General features: G+C 74.4%; 24 protein-coding genes, 2 tRNA genes and 1 other RNA gene. 16 read left to right on the plus strand and 11 right to left on the minus strand.

The genetic code is table 11. The annotated features are described in order from the left end of the window. Window positions 1-32: 32 nt before the first annotated feature. Window positions 33-121 (minus strand) — tRNA-Ser (locus QWY29_RS08435). A gap of 105 nt (window positions 122-226) precedes the next feature. Between QWY29_RS08435 and ffs the strand changes: the two genes are divergently transcribed. The 7 genes from ffs (at window position 227) to QWY29_RS08470 (ending at window position 6980) form a co-directional block, all read left to right on the plus strand. Continuing rightward, an RNA gene (gene ffs / locus QWY29_RS08440) (signal recognition particle sRNA small type) lies at window positions 227-316 on the plus strand. Window positions 317-404: 88 nt separating this feature from the next. Next, window positions 405-2735, plus strand: a complete 2331-nt coding sequence (locus tag QWY29_RS08445) for a DNA polymerase III subunit gamma and tau (RefSeq protein ID WP_300960270.1) — start codon at window positions 405-407, stop codon at window positions 2733-2735. A 131-nt stretch (window positions 2736-2866) separates the two neighbouring features. After that, on the plus strand, window positions 2867-3250 hold the full coding sequence (locus QWY29_RS08450; protein WP_300960271.1) for a YbaB/EbfC family nucleoid-associated protein: 384 nt from the start codon (window positions 2867-2869) through the stop codon (window positions 3248-3250). A 13-nt stretch (window positions 3251-3263) separates the two neighbouring features. Then, window positions 3264-3863 carry a recombination mediator RecR gene (gene recR, locus QWY29_RS08455; RefSeq protein ID WP_300960272.1) on the plus strand — a complete coding sequence of 200 codons (600 nt, stop codon included), beginning with the start codon at window positions 3264-3266 and terminating at the stop codon, window positions 3861-3863. Next, window positions 3856-4617, plus strand: coding sequence for a DUF5063 domain-containing protein (locus tag QWY29_RS08460; RefSeq protein WP_300960273.1), 762 nt, complete (start codon window positions 3856-3858; stop codon window positions 4615-4617). Before recR ends, QWY29_RS08460 begins: the two co-directional genes overlap by 8 nt. Before the next feature lie 42 nt (window positions 4618-4659). Next, complete coding sequence (locus QWY29_RS08465; protein WP_300960274.1) at window positions 4660-5934, plus strand: aspartate kinase; 1275 nt, start codon at window positions 4660-4662, stop codon at window positions 5932-5934. Next, window positions 5931-6980 (plus strand): aspartate-semialdehyde dehydrogenase, encoded by a 1050-nt coding sequence (locus QWY29_RS08470; protein ID WP_300960275.1) that lies wholly within the window; start codon window positions 5931-5933, stop codon window positions 6978-6980. The genes QWY29_RS08465 and QWY29_RS08470 overlap by 4 nt, the downstream gene beginning before the upstream one ends. A 48-nt stretch (window positions 6981-7028) precedes the next feature. Here QWY29_RS08470 and QWY29_RS08475 read toward each other — a convergent pair whose 3' ends face one another. The 3 genes from QWY29_RS08475 to QWY29_RS08485 form a co-directional block, all read right to left on the minus strand. Next, on the minus strand, window positions 7029-7877 hold the full coding sequence (locus QWY29_RS08475) for a hypothetical protein (RefSeq protein ID WP_300960276.1): 849 nt from the start codon (window positions 7875-7877) through the stop codon (window positions 7029-7031). 85 nt (window positions 7878-7962) lie between these two features. Further along, window positions 7963-8036 (minus strand) — tRNA-Pro (locus tag QWY29_RS08480). Between the two features lie 144 nt (window positions 8037-8180). Next, on the minus strand, window positions 8181-9119 hold the full coding sequence (locus tag QWY29_RS08485) for a metallophosphoesterase (RefSeq protein ID WP_300960277.1): 939 nt from the start codon (window positions 9117-9119) through the stop codon (window positions 8181-8183). 25 nt (window positions 9120-9144) lie between these two features. On the opposite strand from QWY29_RS08485, the gene QWY29_RS08490 reads away from it, so the two are divergent. Beyond that, window positions 9145-9603, plus strand: a complete 459-nt coding sequence (locus QWY29_RS08490; protein WP_300960278.1) for a GatB/YqeY domain-containing protein — start codon at window positions 9145-9147, stop codon at window positions 9601-9603. A gap of 54 nt (window positions 9604-9657) precedes the next feature. On the opposite strand, the gene QWY29_RS08495 is transcribed toward QWY29_RS08490, so the two are convergent. After that, window positions 9658-11799 carry a transglycosylase domain-containing protein gene (locus QWY29_RS08495; RefSeq protein WP_300960279.1) on the minus strand — a complete coding sequence of 714 codons (2142 nt, stop codon included), beginning with the start codon at window positions 11797-11799 and terminating at the stop codon, window positions 9658-9660. 195 nt (window positions 11800-11994) lie between these two features. Here QWY29_RS08495 and QWY29_RS08500 point away from each other — a divergent pair, with 195 nt between their 5' ends. After that, the gene (locus tag QWY29_RS08500; protein ID WP_300960280.1) at window positions 11995-12291 is read left to right on the plus strand and encodes a WhiB family transcriptional regulator; all 297 of its coding nucleotides are present in this window, start codon (window positions 11995-11997) and stop codon (window positions 12289-12291) included. Between the two features lie 172 nt (window positions 12292-12463). On the opposite strand, the gene bagB is transcribed toward QWY29_RS08500, so the two are convergent. Together bagB and bagA are read right to left on the minus strand one after the other, a co-directional pair. Continuing rightward, window positions 12464-13654 (minus strand): ArsA family ATPase, encoded by a 1191-nt coding sequence (gene bagB, locus QWY29_RS08505; RefSeq protein ID WP_300960281.1) that lies wholly within the window; start codon window positions 13652-13654, stop codon window positions 12464-12466. Beyond that, entirely contained in the window at window positions 13651-14691 is a 1041-nt protein-coding gene (gene bagA / locus QWY29_RS08510) for an ATPase BagA (protein ID WP_300960282.1), read from the minus strand. The genes bagB and bagA overlap by 4 nt, the downstream gene beginning before the upstream one ends. Window positions 14692-14738: 47 nt before the next feature. Here bagA and QWY29_RS08515 point away from each other — a divergent pair, with 47 nt between their 5' ends. After that, on the plus strand, window positions 14739-16064 hold the full coding sequence (locus QWY29_RS08515; protein ID WP_300960283.1) for an Nramp family divalent metal transporter: 1326 nt from the start codon (window positions 14739-14741) through the stop codon (window positions 16062-16064). A 1-nt stretch (window position 16065) separates the two neighbouring features. Beyond that, window positions 16066-16656, plus strand: coding sequence for a YdeI/OmpD-associated family protein (locus tag QWY29_RS08520; protein ID WP_300960284.1), 591 nt, complete (start codon window positions 16066-16068; stop codon window positions 16654-16656). An 8-nt stretch (window positions 16657-16664) separates the two neighbouring features. Here the strand turns inward: QWY29_RS08520 and QWY29_RS08525 are convergent, their stop codons facing one another. The 4 genes from QWY29_RS08525 to QWY29_RS08540 form a co-directional block, all read right to left on the minus strand. Continuing rightward, entirely contained in the window at window positions 16665-19073 is a 2409-nt protein-coding gene (locus QWY29_RS08525) for an ABC transporter permease (protein ID WP_300960285.1), read from the minus strand. Then, complete coding sequence (locus tag QWY29_RS08530; RefSeq protein ID WP_300960286.1) at window positions 19070-19858, minus strand: ABC transporter ATP-binding protein; 789 nt, start codon at window positions 19856-19858, stop codon at window positions 19070-19072. Before QWY29_RS08530 ends, QWY29_RS08525 begins: the two co-directional genes overlap by 4 nt. 65 nt (window positions 19859-19923) lie before the next feature. After that, window positions 19924-20619: a response regulator gene (locus QWY29_RS08535; RefSeq protein WP_300960287.1), complete on the minus strand. Its 696-nt coding sequence runs from the start codon at window positions 20617-20619 to the stop codon at window positions 19924-19926. Further along, complete coding sequence (locus tag QWY29_RS08540; protein WP_300960288.1) at window positions 20616-21812, minus strand: sensor histidine kinase; 1197 nt, start codon at window positions 21810-21812, stop codon at window positions 20616-20618. The genes QWY29_RS08535 and QWY29_RS08540 overlap by 4 nt, the downstream gene beginning before the upstream one ends. An 80-nt stretch (window positions 21813-21892) precedes the next feature. On the opposite strand from QWY29_RS08540, the gene sp36 reads away from it, so the two are divergent. The 5 genes from sp36 to QWY29_RS08565 all read left to right on the plus strand — a co-directional run bounded on the left by sp36 (window position 21893) and on the right by QWY29_RS08565 (window position 25478). After that, entirely contained in the window at window positions 21893-22051 is a 159-nt protein-coding gene (gene sp36 / locus QWY29_RS08545) for a Sp36 family protein (RefSeq protein ID WP_186347541.1), read from the plus strand. A 3-nt stretch (window positions 22052-22054) separates the two neighbouring features. After that, window positions 22055-22564, plus strand: a complete 510-nt coding sequence (locus QWY29_RS08550) for a RidA family protein (RefSeq protein ID WP_300960289.1) — start codon at window positions 22055-22057, stop codon at window positions 22562-22564. After that, window positions 22561-23439 carry an NUDIX hydrolase gene (locus QWY29_RS08555; protein ID WP_300960290.1) on the plus strand — a complete coding sequence of 293 codons (879 nt, stop codon included), beginning with the start codon at window positions 22561-22563 and terminating at the stop codon, window positions 23437-23439. The genes QWY29_RS08550 and QWY29_RS08555 overlap by 4 nt, the downstream gene beginning before the upstream one ends. Before the next feature lie 77 nt (window positions 23440-23516). Beyond that, window positions 23517-24260, plus strand: a complete 744-nt coding sequence (locus tag QWY29_RS08560) for an MBL fold metallo-hydrolase (RefSeq protein ID WP_300960400.1) — start codon at window positions 23517-23519, stop codon at window positions 24258-24260. A gap of 99 nt (window positions 24261-24359) precedes the next feature. After that, complete coding sequence (locus QWY29_RS08565) at window positions 24360-25478, plus strand: endonuclease/exonuclease/phosphatase family protein (protein ID WP_300960291.1); 1119 nt, start codon at window positions 24360-24362, stop codon at window positions 25476-25478. Window positions 25479-25814 lie beyond the last annotated feature (336 nt).

The following is a 25814-nucleotide window of genomic DNA, read 5'->3' on the forward strand; positions in this document are numbered from 1 at the left end:
CGGCGCCGCACTCGAGGTGCGACGCCGTCCGGTGGCGGAGGATAGGGGATTCGAACCCCTGAGGGCTGTTAACCCAACCCGCTTTCCAAGCGAGCGCCATAGGCCACTAGGCGAATCCTCCGCGCAGGAGCGTACCGGTCACCTGCGACGCCGGTGAAATCGCTCCCCGCTCGGGGGAGGCCGGGTGGTGTTGGTGCCCGGGACGGGCTCGCCTAGACTCTGGGGCAACCCCCCGTGCGGCGGTACCTCACCCAATCCCCCAGGGCCGGAAGGCAGCAAGGGCAAGTGGGCTCTTCCGGGTGCACGGGGGGCCTTTGCGTCTCCAGGGCCGCGTCGCGTGCCCCCGGCCGAGGCCCTCCCCGCCGCCCTGTCCGGCTGTCGGTGCCGGTGGTTAGTGTTCTGGCGTGGAGTCACCCCTCGCGCTGTACCGCCGCTACCGGCCGGAGACGTTCCGTGAGGTCATCGGCCAGGACCACGTCACCGAGCCGCTCCGTGCTGCCCTGGCCAACAACCGGGTGAACCACGCCTACCTGTTCTCCGGGCCGCGTGGCTGCGGCAAGACCACCTCCGCCCGCATCCTGGCGCGCGCGCTGAACTGCGAGGCGGCGCCGGTCGCCGACCCGTGCGGGGTGTGCGACAGCTGCCGCGACCTGGCGCGCGGCGGGCCCGGCTCGATCGACGTCATCGAGATCGACGCGGCCTCCCACGGCGGTGTCGACGACGCGCGCGACCTGCGGGAGAAGGCGTTCTTCGCGCCGGTGCGCAGCCGCTACAAGGTCTACATCATCGACGAGGCGCACATGGTGACCACGCAGGGCTTCAACGCCCTGCTGAAGCTGGTCGAGGAGCCGCCGCCCCACCTGCGGTTCATCTTCGCCACCACCGAGCCGGACAAGGTGCTGCCGACGATCCGCTCGCGCACGCACCACTACCCCTTCCGGCTGATCCCGCCGCGGCTGCTGTCGTCGTACCTCTCCGAGCTGTGCGAGAAGGAGGGCGTCGCCATCGAGCCGGCGGCGCTGCCGCTGGTCGTGCGGGCGGGCGCGGGCTCGGCGCGCGACACGCTCTCGGTCCTCGACCAGCTGCTCGGCGGGGCCGGCCCCGGGGGAGTGACCCACCAGCTCGCGACCGGGCTGCTCGGCTACACCCCCGACACGCTGCTCGACGAGGTCGTCGACGCGTTCGCCGCCGGCGACGGCTCGGCGGTCTTCGGCGTGGTCGACAAGGTCATCGAGACCGGCCAGGACCCGCGCCGCTTCACCGAGGACCTGCTGCGTCGGCTGCGCGACCTCGTCATCGTCGCCGCCGTCCCCGACGCGCCGGCGACCGGCCTGATCGACGTCTCCGAGGACCAGGCCGAGCGGTTGGTGGCGCAGGCTGCGCGGTTCGGCGCCCACGACCTGAGCCGGGCCGCCGACATCGTGGCCACCGGCCTGACCGAGATGCGGGGCGCCACCGCTCCCCGCCTGCTGCTCGAGCTCATCTGCGCGCGTGTGCTGCTGCCGGGCGCCGACCACGGTGTCGAGGGCCTCGCGGCCCGGCTGGACCGGCTGGAGAAGCGCGTCTCCATCAGCGGTACGCCGTCGGCCGCCGCAGCCGCGCCGGCCGCCCCGGTCGCGCCTGCCCAGGACCGTCCCGCGCCGCTCGCCCACGAGCCCGAGCCGGTCACGCCGGTCCGACCGGTGCCGCACGTCGCGCCCGCCACCACGATCTCGCTGCCCCCGGACGACGCGGCCGCGCCGTCGGCACCCGCCGCTGCATCCGCCGCTGCGCAGGCCCCCGCGCCCGAGGCGCCCGCCGCCGAGCGTCCCGCGGCACCGGAGCAGGTCGCCCCCGCCCAACCCCCTGCCCCTGCTGCGTCGACCCCGCCCGCTCCGACCCCGCCTGCTGAGACGCCGTCCCCGGCACCGGCCCCGTCGGCGACCCAGCCCGCGGCCCAGCCCGCGGCCCAGCCCGCGGCGCAGGCGCCGGCCGAGCCCGGCGGGCTCACGCTGGTCGACGTGCGCCGGCTGTGGCCCGACATCGTGGAGGCGACCAAGCTGCGGCGCCGGGTCACCTGGATCCACCTGACCCAGCACGCCCAGGTGGTGGCGGTCGACGCGAGGACGCTGACGCTGGGCTTCACCAACGCCGGCGCTCGCGACTCCTTCGACAACGGCGGGAGCGCCGAGATCGTGCGCCAGGCCGCGATCGACGTCGTCGGCGCCGACTGGCGCATCGAGACCATCGTCGACCCCGGCGCCCGGGCCGACGCACCCCCGCCGCCGCCCGCGGCCGGTCCGGCCCCCGGCGCGGACCCCGCTCCGTGGGCCCAGCCGGGCCAGTCGACCGCGCCCGCGGTGCAGCCCGGGGCGCAGCCGGAGCCGCCGTTCCGCGAGGGCCCGCCGCCCGGGCAGGACGGCCCGCCGGCGTGGGCCGACCTCCCGCCGGACGACGCCGCTCCCCAGGGGCAGCAGGACCAGCAGCCGGGCCAGCAGGGCCAGCAGCCGGAGCAGCAGGCGCCGCCGGCCCGGCCGACCGCCGACCCGCAGTCGATCGCGGCGGCCCGCGCCCGCATCCAGCAGACCCGCACGGGTGGGCCGGAGCAGCCCGGTCCGCCCGAGGGCGAGCGGCACGACCCGGACGCGGACGCCCACCCTGACGACCCGGACGCCGACGCCGACGGGCTCGCCGGCGCCGACCTGCTCGAGCGCGAGCTCGGTGCGCGGATCATCGAGGAGATCCCGCACCAGTAGGCCGGCAGCGCCGGCCCGACCTCGGGGCTGCACGGCCCCGCCCACCCACCGGACAGACTGGCCGGGGTCCTCGCAGGAGGGCCCCCGAGCACAGGCCACACCCGCACCACCCACCCAGCGGAGGACCCCCCATGAGCCAGAACCCCTTCGACGCCCTCGGCGGCGGCGGTCTCGACATGAACGCCCTGCTCCAGCAGGCCCAGCAGATGCAGGAGCAGCTGCAGGCTGCCCAGCAGCGGCTGGCCGAGACGACCGTGCAGGGCTCGGTCGCCGGCGGCGCGGTGACCGTCGAGGTCAACGGCGTGGGCGACCTGACCAAGGTGACGGTCACGCCGGGCACCGTCGACGGTGACGACGCGGACAGCCTCGCGGACCTCGGCGACCTGGTCGTGGCGGCGTACCGCGACGCGAAGGCGCAGGCCGACGCCGTCGCCGGCGAGGCCCTCGGCCCGCTGGCCGGCGGCGGTGCGGGCGGCCCCGGCGAGGGCGGCCCGCTGGGCCAGCTCGGCTTCTAGGGGACGACCCTCCTTGTACGAAGGTGTCGTCCAGGACCTGATCGACGAGCTCGGCCGGCTGCCGGGCGTGGGTCCCAAGAGCGCGCAGCGGATCGCCTTCCACCTGCTGCAGGCCGACCCGGTCGACGTGCGGCGGTTGGCGGACGTGCTGGTCCAGGTCAAGGCGCGGGTGAAGTTCTGCTCGACCTGCTTCAACGTCTCCGAGGACGAGCAGTGCCGGATCTGCCGCGACCCGCGGCGCGACCCCACGGTGCTGTGCGTGGTCGAGGAGTACAAGGACGTGGTGGCGATCGAGCGGACCCGCGAGTTCCGCGGCCGCTACCACGTGCTCGGCGGGGCGATCTCGCCCATCGACGGCATCGGGCCCGACCAGCTGCGCATCCGTGAGCTGATGCAGCGGCTGGCCGACGGGGCGATCACCGAGACGATCCTCGCGACCGACCCGAACCTCGAGGGCGAGGCGACCGCGACGTACCTCACGCGGATGTTGAAGCCGCTCGGGTTGCGCGTGACGCGGTTGGCGAGTGGACTGCCGGTGGGTGGGGACCTTGAGTACGCCGACGAGGTGACCCTCGGCCGGGCATTCGCGGGAAGGCGGAGCGCAGATGACTGACCAGCAGCAGCACCCGGGGCCGATCTCCGGCGACCTCGACCCCACGACCCTGCTCGAGCAGGCGGTCCTGGCCGGCGCCCTGCCGCCGATGGACGAGCACCCCATCGACGTCGACAAGGCGCTGGCCGAGCTGGCCCGCCCCCTGCCGGGTGCGGCCGAGGCGGTGGCCCGCGTCGACACCGGCACCCAGGAGCTGGCCCAGCAGGTCGCCGACTCCGCGGCCAGCTTCCTGCTGGCGCTGCGGGAGATCTCCCGCGACACCGGCGGCGGCGGCCGGGCGATCAGCCTGCTGCTGCTGGAGATCAGCCAGGTGCTGCTCGCCGGCGCCCGGCTGGGTGCGCAGCGCGACTTCACGCCGCGGGCGGAGTACCAGCCCGACATCGGCCCCGAGACCGACCTCGACCCGATGCGGATGCGGCTCGCCGCGATCCTCGAGCCGGTCGACACCTACAGCCTGGTCTTCGACCCCTACGCGCCCGAGGTGGTCGAGAGCCAGCTCTCCGACGACCTGACCAGCATCGCCAGCGAGCTCGAGACGGGCCTGCGCCACTTCCGCCAGGGCAACACCGAGGAGGCGCTGTGGTGGTGGCAGTTCTCCTACGTCTCCTCGTGGGGCAACCTCGCCGGCGCCGCGCTGAACGCGCTGCTCTCGGTGGTCTCCCACGACCGGCTCGACCACGAGGTGCCCGGCGAGGACGACGTGCTGGCCGTGGCGGATGAGATGCTCGGCGGGGGCGGTCCCGCACCTCGGTAGACTCGGGCGCGGCCTTCCTTCCCCCAACCCGAGGACGTCGTCGTGGGCATTGTCGTGCAGAAGTACGGCGGATCGTCGGTGGCCGACGCCGCCGGCATCAAACGGGTCGCCCAGCGCATCGTGAACACCCGCAAGGCCGGGAACGACGTGGTCGTCGTGGTCTCCGCCATGGGGGACACCACCGACGAGCTGCGTGACCTCGCCGAGCAGGTCTCCCCGCTGCCGCCCCCGCGCGAGATGGACATGCTGCTGACCGCCGGCGAGCGCATCTCGATGGCGCTGGTCGCGATGGCGATCGCGCAGCTGGGCCACAAGGCGCAGTCCTTCACCGGCTCGCAGGCCGGCGTGATCACCGACTCGGCCCACGGCAAGGCCAAGATCATCGACATCACGCCGGGCCGCATCGAGGCCGCGGTCCGCGACGGGGCGATCGCGATCGTCGCGGGCTTCCAGGGCGTCTCGCAGGACACCAAGGACGTCACGACCCTGGGTCGCGGCGCCTCCGACACCACCGCCGTCGCGCTCGCCGCGGCGCTGGGTGCGGACGTGTGCGAGATCTACAGCGACGTCGACGGCGTCTTCACGGCCGACCCCCGGATCGTCCCCGCCGCGCGCAAGCTCGACCGCGTCTCCACCGAGGAGATGCTCGAGATGGCCGCCTCAGGCGCGAAGATCCTCCACCTGCGGTGCGTGGAGTACGCACGCCGCTACAACATGCCGATTCACGTCCGCTCCTCCTTCTCCACCAAGGAGGGGACCTGGATCATCCCCGAGCCCCGAGAGGGAGAAGAGCCCATGGAGCAGGCGATCATCTCCGGCGTCGCGCACGACCGCAGCGAGGCCAAGATCACCGTGGTCGGCGTGCCCGACAAGGTGGGCGAGGCGGCGCGGATCTTCGAGACGCTCGCCGCGACCGAGGTCAACATCGACATGGTGGTGCAGAACGTCTCCGCCGCCGCGACCGCCCTCACCGACATCTCCTTCACGCTGCCGCGCACCGACGGCCAGGCCGCGATGGGTGCGCTCGCGCGGATCCAGGACGAGGTCGGCTACGACAAGCTGCTCTACGACGACCAGATCGGCAAGGTCTCGCTGATCGGTGCCGGGATGCGCTCGCACCCGGGCATCACCGCGAAGTTCTTCGCCTCGCTCGCCTCCGCCGGGGTCAACATCGAGATGATCTCGACCTCGGAGATCCGGATCTCGGTGATCGTCGACGAGGCGGAGGTCGACGACGCCGTGCGCGCCACGCACACGGCGTTCGACCTGGACGCCGACGAGGTCGAGGCCGTGGTCTACGGCGGTACCGGCCGATGAGCGGCGTGCGCATCGGCATCGTCGGCGCCACCGGCCAGGTCGGCGTCGCGATGCGGCAGATCCTCGAGGAACGGGCGTTCCCCGCCGACGAGGTCCGGTTCTTCGCCTCCGCGCGCTCGGCCGGCACCGTGCTGCCGTTCGCGGGTGGCGAGGTGACCGTCGAGGACGCCTCGACCGCCGACCCGTCCGGGCTCGACATCGCGCTGTTCTCCGCCGGGGCGACCACCTCGCGCAACCTGGCGCAGAAGTTCGTCGACGCCGGCGTGATCGTCGTCGACAACTCCTCGGCCTTCCGCAAGGACCCCGCGATCCCGCTCGTCGTCTCCGAGGTCAACCCCGAGGCGATGCAGCCGGTGATCGAGGCCGGGCGCGGCATCATCGCCAACCCCAACTGCACGACGATGGCCGCGATGCCGGTGCTCAAGCCGCTGCACGACGAGGCCGGGCTGGTGCGGATGATCGCCTCGACCTACCAGGCCGTCTCCGGCTCCGGCGTCGCCGGCGTGGAGGAGCTGGCCGGCCAGGTCGCCGCGGGCGGCGAGAAGGCGCGTGAGCTGGCGTACGACGGCTCGGCGGTCGCCTTCCCCGAGCCGCAGACCTACGTCCGCACGATCGCGCACAACGTGCTGCCGATGGCCGGCTCGCTGGTCGACGACGGGACCCACGAGACCGACGAGGAGCAGAAGCTCCGCAACGAGTCGCGCAAGATCCTCGGCATCCCGGACCTGCGGGTCTCCGGCATCTGCGTGCGGGTGCCGGTCTTCACCGGGCACTCGCTGGCGCTCAACGTCGAGTTCGAGCGGTCGATGACCGTCGAGCGGGCCACCGAGCTGCTCCGCGACGCGCCGGGCGTCGAGGTGACCGACGTCCCGACGCCGCTGCAGGCGGCCGGCCAGGACCCGTCGTACGTCGGTCGGATCCGGCAGGACCCGGGCGTCGACGGCGACCGCGGCCTCGCGCTGTTCGTCTCCAACGACAACCTCCGCAAGGGCGCGGCGCTCAACACCGTGCAGCTGGCCGAGCTGGTCGTCGCGGCCCGCCGCTGATCCCTCGCTGACCCTTCGCTGAGCCGGGCCGGCCCCTCCGGGGCCGGCTCAGGCGTCGTCGCCGGCGTCGGCCACCAGCGTGGTGACCCAGTGCGACGCGGCGAAGCAGCCGACCGCGAGCAGCGGGATGACGATCACCATCGTCCAGCTGAAGAGCACCTCGATCAGGAACAGCAGCACCAGGACGGTCAGCAGGCCGACCGCCAGGAAGCTGGTCGAGGACGGATCGGGGACCCGGAACGTGCGCAGCAGCGCCGAGCCGAGCAGCACCATCGCGACGAGGATCGCGATGAGCAGCAGGAACCCGGGGTTGCCGCACGAGCTGGTGCCGCGCGCGACCTCGCAGGCCCGCAGGCCCAGCCAGGTCAGGCCGACGGTCGCCAGGCCCACCAGCGCGCCGGTGAGCAGTGCCGCCGGCATCCCGGTCACGAAGGGCTCCCGCGGCGCGCGGGGCTCCTCCGGCTCGACGGGTGCCACGGGCTCGGTAGTCGTGCTGTCGGTGAGCACGGGCGCCGGGACCGGTGTCGGCGCGTGGGCCTCGTCGGCGAACAGCGGCGGCGGGGTCGGCTCTGGCGTCGGCGTGGGGGCCGGCGGTCTGACCGGCGCGGACCGGCGGACCGGTGCGGGCGGCGCAACGGGCTCGGGTGCCGCGACGGGCTCCGTGACCGGCTCGGGCTCGGCGACCACGGCCGGGGGCGGCACGGGTGGCACGGCCGCGGTGGGCGTCTCGTCGGGTGCGGTGGCCGGCAGGTCGACCCGCGTCGTCTCGGCGACGGGCGGGGCTGGTTCGGGGGTTGGAGCCGGGGCCGGTTCGGGGGCCTTCTTGCGCCGCTTGCGACCGAACAGGGTGGGCGGCTCCAGGCTCGGGGCCTCCTTGTCGCGGTCCTTCCCACTCATGCGGGCAAGTGTGGCACGACGGCACAGCCGGAGAACGGCGAAGGACCCGGATCCCAGGTGTTCCTGGGGTCCGGGTCCTCTGCTGTCGGGCTGACAGGATTTGAACCTGCGGCCTCCTCGTCCCGAACGAGGCGCGCTACCAAGCTGCGCCACAGCCCGATCCGTGGTCCCGGGATCACCGGGCTCACGAGCACCGGAGCATACCGGAGCACCTCGGGGCGGCCCCAATCGGGGCGGGCGGCCCCGGGTCGTGTGTCCTCGGACGCGGTGGGGCGCGTTCCCGGGCACACGACCCCCTCCGGGTCAGGCGGGGACGAGGGTGAGCAGGGTGACCTCGGGGCGGCAGGCGAGGCGGAGGCGGACGAAGGGGTTGGTGCCGAGGCCGGCGCTGACGTGGAGCCAGGCGGAGCCGGGCTCGCCGGGGCGGGAGTCGGCGGGGTGGCGGGAGAGGCCGCGGGCGCGGGCGGGCTCGAGGTCGCAGTTGGTGGTCAGCGCGCGGCCGCCGGGGAGGCACACCTGCCCACCGTGGGTGTGGCCGGCGAGCACGGCGTCGCAGTCGTCGGCGGCGAAGGCGTCCAGGACGCGGAGGTACGGCGCGTGGGCGACGCCGAGGCGGACGTCGGCGTGCCGGTCGGCGCCGGCGACCCCGGTGACGTCGCCGAGCCGTTCGTAGCCGAGGTGGGGGTCGTCGACGCCCGCGAAGGAGATCGTCGTGTCGCCGAGGGTGAGCGCGCCCGTGCGGTTGGTGAGGTCCAGCCAGCCCGAGCCGGTGAACGCCGCCACGAGGTCGCGCCACGGCAGGTGCGGGGTGTCGGTGTGCCGGCGGCCGTCGTCGGGGAGCAGGTAGCGCAGCGGGTTGCGCATGGTCGGCTCGAAGTAGTCGTTGGAGCCCAGGACGAAGACCCCCGGCACGTCGAGCAGCGGGCCCAGCGCGTCCAGCAGCGGGCCGACCGCGTCGCGGTGGGAGAGGTTGTCGCCGGTGTCGACGACCAGGTCGGGGCGCAGGTCGGCCAGGCCGGCGATCCACGCCAGCTTGCGCCGCTGGCCCGGCGTGACGTGGAGGTCGGAGAGGTGCAGCACCCGCAGCGGGCGGTGGCCGGCCGGCAGCAGCGGCACCTCGACGTGCCGCAACGTGTAGGCGCGCGCCTCGCACGCGGCGTACGTCGCCAGGCCGCCGCCGAGGGCCGCTCCGGCGCCGGCGGTGAGGGCCAGGGCGCGGGCGGCGGCGGGCAGCGGGGTCACGCCGCCAGGCTGCCACAATGGCCCCATGAGCCAGCTCAAGGACCGCCTGCGCACCGACCTCACCGCCGCGATGAAGGCCCGCGACGAGGTGCGCTCCTCGACCCTGCGGATGGCGCTCACCGCCGTCACCAACGCCGAGGTCGCGGGCAAGGTCCAGCGCGAGCTCAGCGACGAGGAGGTCGTCGACGTGCTCTCCACCGAGGCCAAGAAGCGCCGCGAGGCCGCGATCGCCTTCGACGACGGCGGGCGCAGTGAGATGGCCGCCAAGGAGCGGGCCGAGGCGAAGGTGCTGGCCGACTACCTGCCCGAGCAGCTCCCGGTCGAGGAGATCGCCCGGATCGTCAGCGAGGCCGTCGAGCGCACGGGCGCGGCCGGCGAGGGCATGAAGGCCATGGGCAAGGTGATGGGCGTCGTGCAGCCGCAGGTCAAGGGCCGTGCCGACGGTGCCGCGGTGGCCGCGGAGGTGCGCCGCCAGCTCGGCTGAGACGGCCGCTCGGCCGGCCCACCTGTCGGCCCGGTCGTCGGCCCGTTCGTCCGCTCAGTCGTCGTCGAACGAGTCGCTGTCGTCGTCGTCGAAGGAGTCGGTGCTCGGCGCCGTCCCGCTGCTGGTGACCGACGAGGGCGGCGTGAACGACTCGACGGGGAGCTTGTCGAGGATGCCGCGCATCGCGCCGCCCCACATGGGTGCGGCGTAGTAGGAGCCGGACGCGTTGTAGATGGTCGTCGGGCCGATGTTGACGCCCTCGAGGCTCTTCGGCATGCCGAACTCGTTGGCGCCGGCGATCATGGCGGAGGTCGCCATGTTGGGGGTGTAGCCGACGAACCAGACCGCCTGGCCGTTCTGGGTGGTGCCGGTCTTGCCGGCGGCGTCGCGGCCGAGGGCCTGCGCGGAGGCGAACCCGCCGTCGATGACGCCGCGGAGGATGTCGTTGATCGCGTCGGCGGTGGTCTCCTGGATCACCTGCTGGCACTCCTGCGGGTACTCCTTGAGCAGGTTGCCGCGGGCGTCCTCGATCGCCAGCACCGGGCGGGAGTCGCAGTGCAGGCCGCGGGCCGCGAAGGTGGCGTACGCCTCGGCCATCTCCAGCGGGCTGGCGTCGGTGACGCCGAGGGTGAACGTCGGCACCCGCTCGGCGAGGCCAGGGCCCTTGCCCTCGGGGTTGGTGAGCTCGACGCCCATCGCCTTCGCGAGCTCGTAGGGCTCGCAGATGCCGGTCTCCCGCTCGAGCTGGGCGAAGTAGGTGTTCACCGACTCGCGGGTGCCGGTGTACATGTCCTTGTAGCCGGTGGTCGTGGAGTTGCCGACCGACCAGGTGCCGTAGCCGTAGGGCTCGCCGTCGCAGTCCTCGAACTCGTACTCGGGGATCTCCATCCGGTCCGGGTTCTGGAAGCCGGTCGACGTGGGCAGGCCCTGCTCCAGCGCGGCGGCGAGGACGAAGACCTTGAACGTCGAGCCGGGCTGGAAGCCGGCGGAGTCGCCGTACTTCTGGTTGACGACGTAGTTCAGGTAGGTCTGGCCGGCCGCGCGGTCGCGGCCCATCGGGCGGGACTGGGCGATGGCGCGGACCTTGCCGGTGCCGGGCTCGACCATCGCCAGGCCGCCGATCGCCTCGGTCGGGGGGTAGACCGCGGACGAGACGGCCTCGTCGGCGGCCGCCTGGGCGTCGAGGTCGATGGAGGTGCGGATCGTGAGGCCGCCGGAGAAGATCAGCTCGCGTCGCTCCTTGGCGTTGCGGCCGAGCGCGCGGTCCTTCTGCAGGTAGTTGAGGACGTAGTCGCAGAAGAACGGCGCCCGCGCGTTGACGCACCCGTTGGGCGTCGTCTGCACGTCGAGGCCGAGCTTCTTCTCCTTGACCTTCTCCGCGCGGCGGTCCTTGATGACGCCGAGCTGGGCCATCCGGTCCAGCACGACGTTGCGCCGCTCCAGCGCCCGGTCGGGGGCGTTGGTGGGGTCGTAGCCGGTGGGGTTCTTCACCAGGCCGGCCAGCAGCGCCGACTGCTTGAGGTTGAGGTCCTTGGCGTTGACGCCGAAGTAGTGGCGGGCCGCGGACTGGATGCCGAAGGCGCCGTCACCGAAGTACGCGGTGTTGAGGTAGCGCTCGAGGATCCAGTCCTTGCTGTGGCGCTGCTCCAGCGCCACGGCGTACCGCAGCTCGCGCAGCTTGCGCGCGTAGCTGTCGTCGGTGGCCTCCTGGCGCTCCTTCTTCGTCTTCGCCTGGTCGACCAGGGTCAGCTTGACCAGCTGCTGGGTGATCGACGAGCCGCCCTGGACGACGCCGGAGCTGGCCTGGTTGGTGATGAACGCGCGCAGCGTGCCCTTCAGGTCCAGCGCTCCGTGCTGGTAGAAGCGGTAGTCCTCGATCGCGACGATCGCCTTGACCATCATCCGCGAGACGTCGGTGAGCTGGACGTTGACGCGGTTCTGGTCGTAGAGGGTGGCGACGACCTCGCCCTCCTCGTCGAGCACCTGGGTGCGCTGGGCGAGCGCCTCGGTCTCCAGCTCGGCCGGCAGCTGGTCCATCGTCTCGGCGACGTTCTTCGCGCCGATGCCCGCCACGCCCGCGAACGGGATGGCCAGGCCGGCGACGACGACCCCCAGGACGGCGGCGACGAGGAGCATCACGCCCAGGTGGGAGGCCACGCGGCCCGGGGTGAGCTGCTCGGGACGCTGCGCGGTCATGACCACCAGGCTACGGGAGTCCGCGAAGCCCCAGGGTGGCGTGACGAGGACGGACTAGTCATTTCGGACTATGCCGGTTGGGCTGAACGTGTCTGTACCGGTTGCCGTGGGCGCCTTTACCTTTACCTCCGAGGGGACTTCCCGGGTAGGCGTCATGGGGACGCGGACCTATCTCGGATCAGATGTGGGGACATCATGTGGGTTGAGGACTGGACGCCGCGCGCTGCCTGCAAGTCGGCGCAGCCGGATCAGCTGTTCGTGCGTGGGGCCGAGCAGAACAAGGCCAAGCAGCTGTGCGCGGGTTGCCCCGTGCGCACCGAGTGCCTCGCGGAGGCGCTCGACAACCAGATCGAGTGGGGGGTCTGGGGTGGCATGACCGAGCGCGAGCGCCGTGCGCTGCTGCGCCGCCGCCCGAACGCCTCGTGGCGCACGGTCCTCGAGACCGCCCGCGAGCAGTCGGCCACCGTGCCGGCTCCGCGCGCCACCGTCTGACGCGTCCGCGCGCCCGGCCGCGGCGCTCGCTGCGGCGTCGCTGCGGCGTACGTCGTGGGCGTGCCTGCGCGTCCGACCCGGCCCCGGCCGACCCTGGCCGTGGGCTGGGGGTCGGACATATCGGGGTAGTCCTGCACATATCGGGGGAGATCTGCCCCGATATGTGCAGGGGTCACCGGTGAACCGGTGACCCCTGCACCCCGCCGGCCAGCAGCCCACCGACCTCGCGCAGACCAGCGAGGTCGTGGACGTCGCCGGCGAGGGCGGGGACGACGGCGGTGGGGACCTCGGGGTGGGCCTTGGCGAAGCGAGCCCGCAGCCCGGCCTCGCGCTCGACCATCCGGGTGCGGTCGGCGTGCAGCCGCAGCAGCCCGGCGGTCAGCGAGGTGGGGTCGTCGGCGCGCAGCCGCGCGGCCGCGGCCATCGCCTCGTCGCCGGACAGGTCGCCCTGCGGTGCGGGGCTGGCCCGGTTGACGACGAGCCCGGCCAGCGGCATCCGGTCCTCGGCGAGCCGCTCGACGAAGTACGCCGCCTCGCGCAGCGCGTCGGGCTCGGGGGCCGCGACGACCAGGAACGCCGTCCCGTCGGCCTGCAGCAGCGCGTAGGTCTTCTGCGCGCGGACGCGGAAGCCGCCGAAGACGGTGTCCAGCGCGGCGACGAAGGTCTGCAGGTCGCGCAGCACCTGGCCACCGAGGATCTTGGTCAGCGCGTTGGTGATGATCCCGAACCCGGCGGTCATCAGCTTCGCCGGACCGCGGGCGGGGGCGAGCATCAGCCGGATGAAGCGGCCGTCGAGGAAGCTGGAGAGCCGCTCGGGGGCGTCGAGGAAGTCCAGCGCCGACCGCGAGGGCGGGGTGTCGACGACGACCAGGTCGTAGGTGCCGGTGCGCTGGGCGTCGGCGTGGATCTGGCCGAGCTTCTCCATCGCCATGTACTCCTGCGTGCCCGCGAACGAGCTCGACAGCGCGATGTAGAACGGGTTGGCCAGGATCTGCTCGGCCTTCTCCGGGGTGGCCTGGCTGAGCACGACCTCGTCGAAGGTCCGCTTCATGTCCAGCATCATCGCGTCGAGGCTGCCGCCGGCCGCGGGGTCGACGTCGGAGACCGGCCGCGGGGTGTTGTCGAGCATCTCGATGCCCATCGACTGCGCCAGCCGCCGGGCCGGGTCGATGGTCAGCACAACGACCTTGCGGCCGCGCTCGGCCGCGCGCAGCGCCAGCGCCGCGGAGGTGGTGGTCTTGCCGACCCCGCCGGAGCCGCAGCACACGATGATCTCGGTGCCGCGGTCGTCGAGGAGGGCGTCGACGTCCAGCGGCGCGTGCTGGCGGCCGGTCTGCGGGCCGACCCGCGCGCGGGTGCTCATGCCAGCCCCTGCGCGCGCAGCTGCTCGGCGAGCTCGTAGAGCCCGCCGAGGTCCACCCCGCCCGGCAGCCGGGGCAGCTCGTACGTCGGTCGGTCCAGCGCCGCGACCACCTCGCGCTGGCTGTCCTCGAGGTCACGGCGGACGGCGTGGTCGTGGGCCTCGGCGAGCAGCCCGTCGACGAGGTCGTCGAGCCGTGCCGCGGACAGGTCCAGCCCCGCGGCGGCGAGGTCGGTGGTGAGCCGGTCGCGGTCGAGCGTCCCGGTGCGGGCGGCGGCGAGGTCGGCAGCGGCGAGGTCGCGGGGGCGGACCAGGTTGACCACGACCCCGCCGACCGGCAGCCGCGCGGCCTCGAGCTCGGCGATCCCGTCGGCGGTCTCCTGCACGGGCATCTCCTCCAGGACGGTGACCAGGTGGACGGCCGTCCGCGGCGAGCGGAACAGGGTCATCATCGTGTCGGACTGGTGCTTGATCGGGCCGACCTTGGCCAGCCCCGCGAGCTCGTCGCTGACGTTGAGGAACTGCACGATGCGTCCGGTCGGCGGGGCGTCGAGCACCACGGCGTCGTACTCGATCGCGCCCTTGTTGCGGCTGTTGCGCTGCACCGCCTCGAAGACCTTGCCGGTCAGCAGCACGTCGCGGACGCCGGGCGCGATCGTCGTGGCGAACTCGATGACCCCGAACTTGTCGAGCGCGCGGCCGGCGCGGCCGAGCTTGTAGTACATCGAGAGGTACTCCAGCAGCGCCGCCTCCGGGTCGATGTGCAGCGCGTGCACGACGCCGGGCTTGCCGCCCGCCCCGTCCGTCGGTCCGTCGGGCACCCCGTCGGACGGCAGGCCGGTGGCGATCCGGCGCTCGGCGTACGGCAGCGGGTCGACGTCGAACATCCGGGCGATGCCCTGGCGGCCCTCGACCTCGCAGAGCAGGACGTTGCGGCCGGTGGTGGCCAGCGCCAGGGCCAGCGCGGCGGCGACGGTCGACTTGCCGGTGCCGCCCTTGCCGGTCACCACGTGCAGCTGCACGCGCGGCCAGTCGGTCATGGGGGCGAGCGTAGCCAGCGGCGACCAGCCCGGGTCATGATGCGGCGATGACGTCCTCGGGAGACACGACGGACCCGGCCGACCCGGCCCTGGCGGCCGGCGACCCGCCCCGCTGGAGGATCGTCGGGCCCGGCCTGGTGGTGGCCGCTACCGGCGTGGGCGCTGCCGACCTGGTGGCGACGCTGGTGGCCGGCGCGAAGTTCGGCTACACGCTGCTGTGGGTCGCGGTCCTCGGCGCGGTGATCAAGGTGGTGCTCGTCGAGGGCGCGGGCCGCTACTCGTTGGCGACGCAGCGGACGATCTTCGAGGGCTGGCGCAGCCTGGGCCGGTGGACGACGTGGTACTTCGCGCCGTACATCCTCGTGTGGGGCGTCGTGTACGGCGCCACCGCGATGTCGTCCACGGCGCTGCCGGTCGTCGCGCTCCTCCCCGACCTGCCGCTGCGGTGGACGGCGGTCGCCTTCGGCCTGGTCGGCCTGGTGCTGGTGTGGTTCGGCACCTACGCGGCCTTCGAGAAGATCACCGCGGCGCTCGTCGGCGTCATGTTCGTGACCGTCGTCGGGGCGGCCGTGCTCACCCTGCCGAACCTCGGCGAGGTGCTCGGCGGCCTGCGCCCGGCGCTGCCGGACGACTCGCTGGTCAACGTGCTGGGCATCGCCGGCGGTGTGGGCGGCACCATCACGCTCGCGGCGTACGGCTACTGGCTGCGCGAGAAGGGCTGGCACACCCCGCGCTTCATGCGGGTGATGCGGATCGACAACGGGGTGGCGTACGCCGTCACCGGGGTCTTCGTCGTCTCCATGCTCGTCGTGGGGGCCGAGCTGCTCTACTCCGCCGGCATCGCGATGGAGACCGGCGACCAGGCGCTGGTGCAGCTCTCCGACGTGCTGGCCGACCGGTACGGCGAGGTCTTCGGCAAGGTCTTCCTCGTCGGCTTCTGGGCCTCGTCGTTCTCCTCGCTCATCGGCGTGTGGAGCGGCGTGAGCCTGATGTTCGCCGACTTCGTCGGCAACCTGCGCGACCTGCCGTCGGGCCACCCCGACACCCGCACCGGCGGCCGGCTGTTCAAGGCCTACCTGCTGTGGCTGACCTTCCCGCCGATGCTCCTGCTGCTGCTCGACGAGCCGGTCGGGCTGATCCTGGCCTACGGCGCGCTCGGGGCGCTGTTCATGCCGTTCCTCGCGATCACGCTGCTGGTGCTGCTCAACAAGCGCCGCCCCGGCGCCCTGCCGCACTCCGACGTGCCGCCGGAGTGGCGCAACGGCTGGCTGTCCAACACCGGCCTGGGGGTGTGCGCGGTGCTCTTCCTGCTGCTCGGCGCCAACGAGCTGCGCGAGGTGCTGGCCCCCTACGTCCCGTTCCTGGAGGGCTGAGGTGGCCGTCGAGCTCCCCGAGCTGCTCCTCCCCGACGCCGCAGCGTGGCGCGCCTGGCTGGAGGAGCACCACGCCGACTCCCCGGGCGTGTGGCTGGTGCTGACCAAGAAGGGTGGCGACGTCACCGCGCTGACCCGGGCCGCGGCGCTGGACGAGGCGCTGTGCTTCGGCTGGATCGACGGGCAGGGGCGCAGCCGCGACGCCGCCACCTCGCTGCAGCGGATGACCCGGCGCGCCCCGCGCAGCCGCTGGTCGCAGGTCAACGTCGAGATCATCGCCCGGCTCGAGGCGGAGGGCCGGATGGCGCCCGCCGGCCGGGCCGCGGTGGAGGCGGCCCGGGCCGACGGGCGGTGGGAGGCGGCGTACGCACCGCCCTCGCGGCTCGAGGTGCCCGAGGACCTGCGGGCCGCCGTGGCGGCGGACCCGCGGGCGCAGGCGATGTTCGACGTGCTGACCTCGGCCAACCGGTTCGCGATGGTCACCCGGCTCGACGCGGTCAAGCGGGCCGAGACGCGCGAGCGCAAGATCCGGGAGTACGTCGCGATGCTGGCCCGCCACGAGACGATCTACCCGCAGCGGGCCCGCCCCTGACCCGGCCCCTAGTCCATCCCGAGCCCGGCGGCGGGCGCGGTGCGGACGGCCCGGCGGGTGGGCAGCACGCTCGAGGCGAGCCCGGCCAGCCCGGCGACGACCACGACGAGCGCGAGCTGCCACCACGGCAGCACCATCGCGGCGTCGTCGGTGAGCACGTCGACCATGGTTCGCAGCGCGACCCAGGCGTACGCCGCCCCGACGACCACCCCCACGACGGTGGCGACCAGCGAGAGCAGCAGCCCCTCGACGGCCAGCGTGGCCCGCAGCTGCCGGCGGGTCAGGCCGAGCGCCCGGAGCAGGGCGTTCTCCCGGCCGCGCTCGAGCACCGAGAGCCCCAGGGTGTTGCCGATGCCGATGAGCGCGATGACGACGGCGATCCCGAGCAGGCCCACGACCGTCGCGGTGAGGACGTCGAGCTGGGTGTCGACCCAGCCGCGCTCGCCGAGGCTGCTGACCAGCTCGGCGCCGGCCGGCACCGCGAGGGCGTCGAGGTCGCCGGCGAGGTCCTCGGCGTCGGCGCCGTCGTCGGCCCGGGCCCAGACCGCGCGGGGCGTGCTGGCGTCGGTGAGCGCGGCCAGGGTCGCGGGGGCGACGACGGCCGCGGGGCCCCAGCCCTCGCCGGTGTTGAGGCTGAGCGTGCGGGTCCGGCCCTCGACCTCGAGGGTCACCCGGCCGTTCGCGGGCCACTCGGTGAGCAGGCCGTCGGGCAGCCACACCTCGCCCGGCCCCGGGGACGCGACGCCCGCGTCGCCGCGCAGCACGCCGGTCGTGCCGCGCGGGGCGGCCAGGAGGGTGACCGGGCCCTGGCCGACGATGCGGGCGGTGGTGCCCGGCAGGGCGACGGCGTCGACCACGCCCGAGGTGGCCCGCACGTCGCCGAGCAGGTCGTCGGGCAGCGGGGTGTCGGAGGTCATCGTCAGGTCGACGGGGTACTGCTGGTCCATCTCCTCCTCGACCGTGTGCCGTGAGCTGGCCAGCCCGATGAGCACGGCGGTGGTCAGCGTGACGCCGACGAGCAGCGAGGCGGTGGTGGCGGCGGTGCGCCGCGGGTTGCGCACGGCGTTGCCGGTCGCGATCCGACCCGGGGTGCCGGCCAGGCGGGACGCCAGCGCGCCGGCCAGCCGGACCGCCGCCGGCACCAGCACCGGGCCGAGGAGCAGCAGGCCCGAGAACGACACGATCCCGCCGGCCAGCATCGGGACCACCTCGTGGGAGGCCATGGCGAGCGCCAGCAGCGCACAGCCACCGGCGAGCGCCACGACGCCGAGCGCGACGCGGACCCGGCCGGCGGTCGTGCGGACGTCGACGTCGTGCGGGCGCAGCGCCGACAGCGGGTCGGCCGCCGTGGCGCGCCGGGTCGGGAGCCAGGCCGCCACGAGGGTGACGACCAGCCCGGTGGCCAGCGCGGCGACGTACCACCTGGCCGAGGGCATGGCCGAGCCGAGCACGTCGTCGTCGACGGACCGGCGCACGACGGCGATGACCAGCGCGCCGAGGGCGGTGCCGGCCACGACGCCGGTCACGGAGGCGACGACGGCGAGCGCGAGCGCCTCCAGGCGCACCGAGCGCAGCACCTGCTCCCGGGTGGCGCCGACGCAGCGCAGCAGCGCGAAGTCCCGCGCCCGCTGGGCGAAGAGGATCGTGAAGGTGTTGGCGATGACCAGCACCGAGACGAAGAGCGCGATCGCCGCGAAGACCAGCAGCATCGCGGCCAGCACGTCCACGCCACGGGTGACGTCGGCCTGCACGGCCTGGACGTGGTCCGCCGCGGCGACGACGTCACCGTCGGTGCGGTCCTGGACGCTGTCCGCGCCCGGCCCGGCGTAGACGACGCTCGTGACCCACAGGCCGTCGACGAAGGTCTCGAGGTCGGCGAAGGTCAGCAGGAAGTCCGTGCCCGGCGCCGCCGAGGGGGTGTCGACGAGGCCGACCACCTCCGCCTCGACCGTGCGGTCGCCCGCGCCCAGGCGGACGGTGTCGCCGAGCCCGACGCGGTCGGTCTTCGCGGCGTTGACGTCGACCGCGACCTCGCTCGGCGCGGCCGGGAGCCGGCCCTCGCGGACCTCCTGCCACTGCAGCCGCTCGTCGTCGGCGACCGCGCCGACGGTGACGTTGTCGGGCAGCAACCGCCCGCCGACCCGGGCCCGCTCGGCGGTGGACCCGATGACGGCCGCCCGGTCGCCGCGGCCCGCGGCGTCGCGGACCAGGTCGCGGGCGTCGGGCCCGTCGAGGCCGGTGACCACGACGTCGGCGCCGGCGTAGGGCACGCCGACCGAGGCGGTCATCCCGGAGCGGGCCGAGGCCGAGAGCATCCCGGTCACCACGACGAAGGCGACGCCGATGACGACGGCGACCGCGGCGGCGACGTACCGCCGGGTGTGCGTCCGAAGCGACGCCAGCAGCACCGTCCTCATCGGACCTGCTCCCCGCGCAGCGCCGCGACGAGCTCGTCGGCGGTGGGGTCGACCAGGTGGCGGCGGACGGCGCCGTCGGCGAGCACGACCACGTCGTCGGCGTACGCCGCCGCGTCGAGCTCGTGGGTGACCATGACGACCGTCTGGCCCAGCTCGCGCACCGAGCGGCGCAGGAAGCCCAGCACCTCCGCGGAGGCGGCGCTGTCGAGGTTGCCGGTGGGCTCGTCGGCGAAGACGATCGCGGGCTCGGTGACCAGCGCGCGGGCGATCGCGACCCGCTGCTGCTGGCCGCCCGAGAGCTCGGCGGGCCGGTGGCCCAGCCGGTCGCGCAGGCCGAGCACGTCGACGACGAGGTCGTGGCGCTCCTTGACGGAGCCGGTGAGCCGGCGGCCGGCGAGCTCGAGGGGGAGCACGATGTTCTGCCCGGCGGAGAGCATCGGCAGCAGGTTGAAGGCCTGGAAGACGAAGCCGACGTGCTCGCGGCGGAAGAGGGTCAGCGCGGTGTCGTCCATGCCGGCCAGCGCGCGGCCGGCGACCTCGACGATGCCGGAGGTGGGGGTGTCGAGGCCGGCGAGGCAGTGCATGAGGGTCGACTTGCCCGAGCCCGAGGGCCCCATGACGGCGGTGAACCGGCCGGCGGGGAGGTCGAGGTCGACGCCGCGCAGCGCGTGGACGGCGGCGTCGCCGCGGCCGTGGACGCGGGTGAGGCCGCGGGCGGTGGCGGCCGTGCCGGGGTGGCCGGCCGCGGCGGCCGGGACGGGGTGGGAGGGGGTCGTCGTGGTCATGCCACGACGATCCCGCCCGGGAGGGGGTCGGGTCGTCCACCCGGGGGCGGGACCCGGCGTACGACTCAGGTCGTACGCGCCAGCCCGGTCTCGTACGCCAGGACGACCAGCTGCACCCGGTCGCGCGACCCGGTCTTGGCGAGCAGCCGGCCCACGTGGGTCTTCACCGTCGTCTCGGCGACGACCAGCTCGGCGGCGATCTCGGTGTTGCTCAGCCCCCGGCCGACCAGCGCCAGCACCTCCCGCTCGCGGTCGGTGAGCACGGCGAGCCGGTCGTCGACGGGTGCGCCGGCGGGCGCCCCCGCGGGCGCCGCGGGGTCGGGCAGGACGGCGGCGAACTGCTCCAGCAGCCGCCGGGTCGTGCTCGGCGCGACCACCGAGTCGCCGGCGTGGACGGTGCGGATCGCGCCGAGCAGGTCCTCGGGCGCGGCGTCCTTGAGCAGGAACGCCGCGGCGCCGGCGCGGATCGCGGCGAAGGCGTACTCGTCGAGGTCGAAGGTCGTCAGCACCAGCACGCGGGGCGCGTCGGGCCGCGCGACGAGCAGGCGGGTGGCCTCCACGCCGTCCATCCGCGGCATCCGGACGTCCATCAGCACCACGTCGGCGCGGGTGACCGACAACCGTTCGAGGGCCTCCGCACCGTCTCCGGCCTCGCCGACGACCTCGAGGTCGGGCTGGCTGTCGACGAGCATCCGGAAGCCGCTGCGGACCATCTGCTGGTCGTCGACGAGGAAGACCCGGATCGGCTCGGCCACGGTCACGCCGGGATCCTCGCAGAGACCGCGAACCCGCCCCCGGGTCGCGGTCCGGCCTCGACCGTGCCGCCGTGGACCGAGACCCGCTCGCGCATGCCGAGCAGCCCCAGGCCGTGGCCGTCGTCGGCGGCCGCCGCGCCCCGGCCGTCGTCCTCGACCCGCAGCTCGACCACGCGCGTCCTGCCCTGGCGGGCCACGGCGACTGCGACGCGGACGACGACGTCGGGCCCGGCGTGCTTGCGGACGTTGGTGAGCGCCTCCTGCACCACGCGGTACGCCGTGAGCGCGACGCCGTCGGGCACGTCACCGACCTCCGCGGGGTCGGGCAGGTCCGCGTCGACGGTGACCCCGGCGGTGCGGGCCTCGGCGACCAGCGCGTCGAGGTCGGCCAGGCCAGGCTGCGGCCGCAGGGCCGGCGCGCTGCCGTCGCCGTCCTCGGCGCGGAGCAGCCCCAGCATCCGCCGCATCTCGGTGAGCGCCTCGCGCCCGGTCGACGCGACGGTCTCCAGCGTGCGGGCCGCGACGTCGGGGTCCGTGCGGGCGGCGTACCGCGCCCCGTCGGCCTGGACCACGATCACCGACAGCCCGTGGGCGACCACGTCGTGCATCTCGCGGGCGATCCGTGCGCGCTCGTCGGCGGCCGCGAGCGCCACCTGCTGGGCGGCCTCCCGCTCGACCCGCTCGCTGCGCTCGACCAGCGCGTCGACGTACGCCTCCCGGGTGCGGCCGAGCGTGCCCAGCGCCCATCCGGTCGCGGCGACCGCACCGAGGAGGAGGGCGTTGCTGAGCAGCGTCAGGAACGGGTCGGGCGAGCCCAGGCTCCAGTCCCAGGAGGCCGTGAGCGCGGCGACCGCGCTGACGGCGAGCGCGGCCCACCCGTGCGGCGCGGGGGCGCGGCGGGCGACCGAGTAGACCGCGACCGGCCAGGCCGCCTGGCCCAGTGTGGGCTCGTCGATGAGCACCACCTGCATGGCATGCGCGGCCGTGACCGCCCAGAACACCGCCACCGCGTGGCGGCGGCGCCAGAGCAGCGGCCCCACCTCGATCAGCGAGATGCCGACCGCGACGAGGCCGAGGGAGAAGCCGAGGGGGAGCAGCGGCAGCAGCAGCGCGGCCACCAGGAGCGCGTCGAACCAGCGGCGACCCCGCGGGCCCAGCCGCGGCGGACGCCGCACGAGCGTGGGGTTCGGCGCGGTCACCCGCCGAACCCTAGGCGGGCCGCGTGCCCGCGCGCGTCCGACCACGGGAGGACATCGGCGGCCGCGAGTAGGGTGCGGCCATGACCAAGTGGGAGTACCTGACCGCCCCGATCCTCACGCACGCCGCCAAGCAGATCCTCGACAACTTCGGGGCCGACGGCTGGGAGCTGGTGCAGGTCGCGCCGGGGATGAACCCGGAGAACCTCGTCGGCTACTTCAAGCGCCCGATCGAGGGCTGAGCCGTGGCTGCTGCGTCTGGTGCGACGTCCGGTGGGACCTCCGGCGCGACCCCCGAGGAGCGGCTCGCCGAGCTCGGCCTGGCGGTGCCCGAGGTGGCCACGCCGGTCGCGGCCTACGTGCCCGCCGTCCGCAACGGGGACCTGGTCTTCACCTCCGGCCAGCTGCCGATGAAGGACGGCGAGCTCGTCGTCACCGGCAAGGTCGGTGGCGAGGTCAGCGCCGAGGAGGCCTACGCCTGCGCCCAGCAGTGCGCGCTCAACGCGATCGCGGCGATCAAGGCCCAGGTCGGCGACCTGGCCGCCGTCGAGCGGGTCGTCAAGGTCACCGCGTTCATCGCCTCGACCCCCGACTTCACCGGCCAGCCGGGCGTCGCCAACGGCGCCTCGGAGCTCTTCGGCACCGTCTTCGGCGACGCCGGCGTCCACGCGCGCTCCGCCGTGGGCGTCCCGGTGCTGCCGCTCGACGCGCCGGTCGAGGTCGAGGTCGTCGTGGCGGTCCGGGCGGGCGCGTGAGGATCCCGCTGCCGCCCGTGCCGCTGCCCGAGCACCTGCTCGACGTCGCCCGGGAGTACGACGACGGCACCCGCACCGCCGCCCAGCCCCGCGACGCCGCGACCGTCGTGGTCATGCGCGACGGGGCCGACCCGGCCACCGGGCCGGAGGTCTACCTGCTGCGCCGCCAGGTCTCGATGGACTTCGCCGGCGGCATGGCCGTCTTCCCCGGCGGCGGGGTCGACCAGCGCGACTTCGACGCCTCGGTCGCCTGGGCCGGGCCCGACGCGGCCGACTGGGCCCGCCGGCTCGGCACCGACACCGAGCTCGCCCGGGCCCTGGTGTGCGCCGCGGTCCGGGAGACCTTCGAGGAGTCCGGCGTGCTGCTGGCCGGCGAGTCCGCGGACACCGTCGTCGCCGACACCACCGGCGACGACTGGGAGGCCGACCGCGAGGCGCTCGTCTCCCGCGACCTCGCCATGACCGACTTCCTCAACCGCCGCGGGCTCGTGCTGCGCACCGACCTGCTCGGCACCTGGGACGGCTGGCTGACGCCGGTCTTCGAGCCCAAGCGCTACCGGACCTGGTTCTTCGTCGCCGTCCTGCCCGAGGGGCAGCGCACGCGCGACGTGTCCACCGAGTCCTCCTCGGTCACGTGGCTGCCGGCGGGGGTCGCGGCCGAGCAGGCCGACAGCGGCTCGCTGGCGATGCTGCCGCCGACGTACCTCACGTGCCTGGAGGTGGGCACCCACGCCTCCTCCGCGGAGGTGCTCGCCGAGGCCGAGGGGCGGACCGTGGAGATGTTCTGCCCGTCGGTGGAGCCGCTCGGCGAGGGCTGGACGCTCTCGATGCCCGACCGGCTGCGGCCCCTGGTGGCGGAGCGCCGCCGGTCGTGAGCGCGGGGGGTGCCGGCGCCTGGGGCGGCGGGTCGTTCGGCGAGCGCGGCTCGTGCGTGCTCGCGCCGAACCCGGACATGATGACCCTCGACGGCACCAACACCTGGGTGCTGCGCGAGCCGGGCGCCCGCCGCTCGGTCGTGGTCGACCCCGGCCCCTCGATCCTCGAGCACCTCGACGCGGTCGCCGAGGCCGCCGGCGAGGTCGGCGCCGTGCTGCTGACCCACCACCACCTCGACCACTCCGAGGCGGCGCGCGAGTTCGCCGAGCGGGTGGGCTGCGGGGTACGCGCGCTGGACCCGGCCTACCGCCTCGGTTCGGAGGGGCTCGGCGACGGCGACGTCGTCGAGGTCGACGGCCTCGAGGTCCACGTCGTCGCGACGCCCGGGCACACCGCCGACTCACTGTCGTTCCTGCTGCCCGCCGAGGGTGCGCTGCTCACCGGCGACACCGTGCTGGGCCGCGGCACCACCGTCGTCGCCCACCCCGACGGCCGGCTCGGCGCCTACCTCGACAGCCTCGACCGGCTGCACGCGCTCGCCGAGCGCGCCGAGGCACGCACGATCTGGCCCGGCCACGGCCCGGTCATCGACGACGCCCTCGACGTGCTGGACTTCTACATCGCCCACCGCCGCGACCGCCTCGCCCAGGTCGAGCAGGCCGCGGGGGCGCTGCTCTCCGCCGCGGAGCCGGTGGCGTCGAGCGACCTGCCCCGGCGCGTCGTCGAGGTCGTGTACGCCGACGTCGACCCCGTCCTGTGGGGCGCCGCCGAGCTGTCGGTGCGCGCGCAGCTGACCCACCTCGGCCACCTCGGTCACTGACCGGTCTCGACTTCCGCGAACCGCCCGCGGGCGGCTCCGCCCTCTGGCACCCTGGCGCTCGCCGGGCCGGGACCGAACGTGAGCTGGAGGACGCCGACGATGCGGGTGCGCACCGCCGTGGGGGCGAGGACGTCGAGGGTCCCGACGGTCGCGACGACCGTGCTCGGGGGGCTCCTCGGGCTGCTGGCGCTGCTCCTGCCGCTGCTGGCCGTGCCGGCCCCGAGCGCTGCCAACGACGCCGGGGCGGGCGGGGCGGGCGGTCCGCGGGCGGCGTACCGCCTCGAGGTGGTGACCGCCAACCTCGACGGCGCCGAGCGCTCGCGCGGCGGGGACAAGCTCGGCACCGTGCAGCGCGTGGTCCGCGGCAGCGCGCCGGACGTCGTGCTGCTCCAGGAGGTCTGCTGGAAGCACTTCCGCCGCTTCATCGAGGCCAACCGCTCGTGGATCGGGGCGGGGGAGTCGTGGCGTGACCACTTCGCCTTCCAGAAGCTGCGCTACCACTCCGGCTGCGCGAGCGGGAAGGGCGTGCAGCGGCACGGGCTCGTCATCGCCTCGCGGCACCGGCTGTCGGAGGTCGTCAGCCACCGGCTGCCGAACCCGCACAGCCGCACCCCGCACCGCTTCCGCGTGATGTGCGCCGACGTCGCGGTGCGCGGCCCGCTGCTCGCCTACGCCCCCGATGCCGTCCGCGCCTGCACCACCCAGCTGCGCGCCGGCCGCGGGCGTGCGTCTGGCGCCGGGCCCGCGCGCCAGGCCCAGGCGGTCGCCGTGCGCCGCGTGCTCGCCCCGATCATCGAGCGCGACCGCGCCGCGGTGGTGCTCGGCGGCGACTTCAACGCCGTGCCGCAGAAGGGCACGATGAGCCAGCTCTACCGGCTCTCCCGCCACGGCTTCCTGACCAACCAGCGGGGGCTGTTCTTCGAGGCCGACCAGACCGGGGCGTACGCCTCCACCCCCACCGGCCGCGCCGCCGGGCTCGAGCAGATCGTGTGCCGGCTGACCCCGCGCGTGTGCCGCTGGGGCGACCCCACCCACCGCTCCCGTGGCCAGGCCCGCAAGCTCGACTACGTCTTCTTCGGCGTCAACCGGGCCGAGCCCGCCGCCACCTCCGGCCTCTTCGGCACCCGGCACCACCTCGGCGGCGACGTCGTCCGGTCGCCCTCGGCCACCCACGAGGTCTACCTCGGCTGGGCCGACCTCCAGCTCGACCTGTCCTGACCTCCCCCCACCCCGCCGAGTCGCCACCTCTGGCGGGCCGAGTCGCCACCTTGGGCGGGCCGAGTCGTCACCTTGGGCGGGCCGAGTAGTCACCTTGGGCTGGCCGAGTCGTCACCTTGGGCTGGCCGGGTCGCCACACCTGAGGGTGGCCCGCGCCGCCTGACGTCCACAGGCGCGCGACGAACGGCGTCGTCCACAGGTGCGCGCCACGCACGGAGCATCCCGCCTCGGCGGGCGGCACGGTCCTTGCATGACGATCGCCTGGCCCGAGGGGCCGTTCACCCGGGCCGAGCTGACCCGTCTCGGCATCACCCCCCAACGACCTGCGGCGCGGGC

Source organism: Nocardioides abyssi, from assembly GCF_030412915.1.
GTDB lineage: Bacteria > Actinomycetota > Actinomycetes > Propionibacteriales > Nocardioidaceae > Nocardioides > Nocardioides abyssi.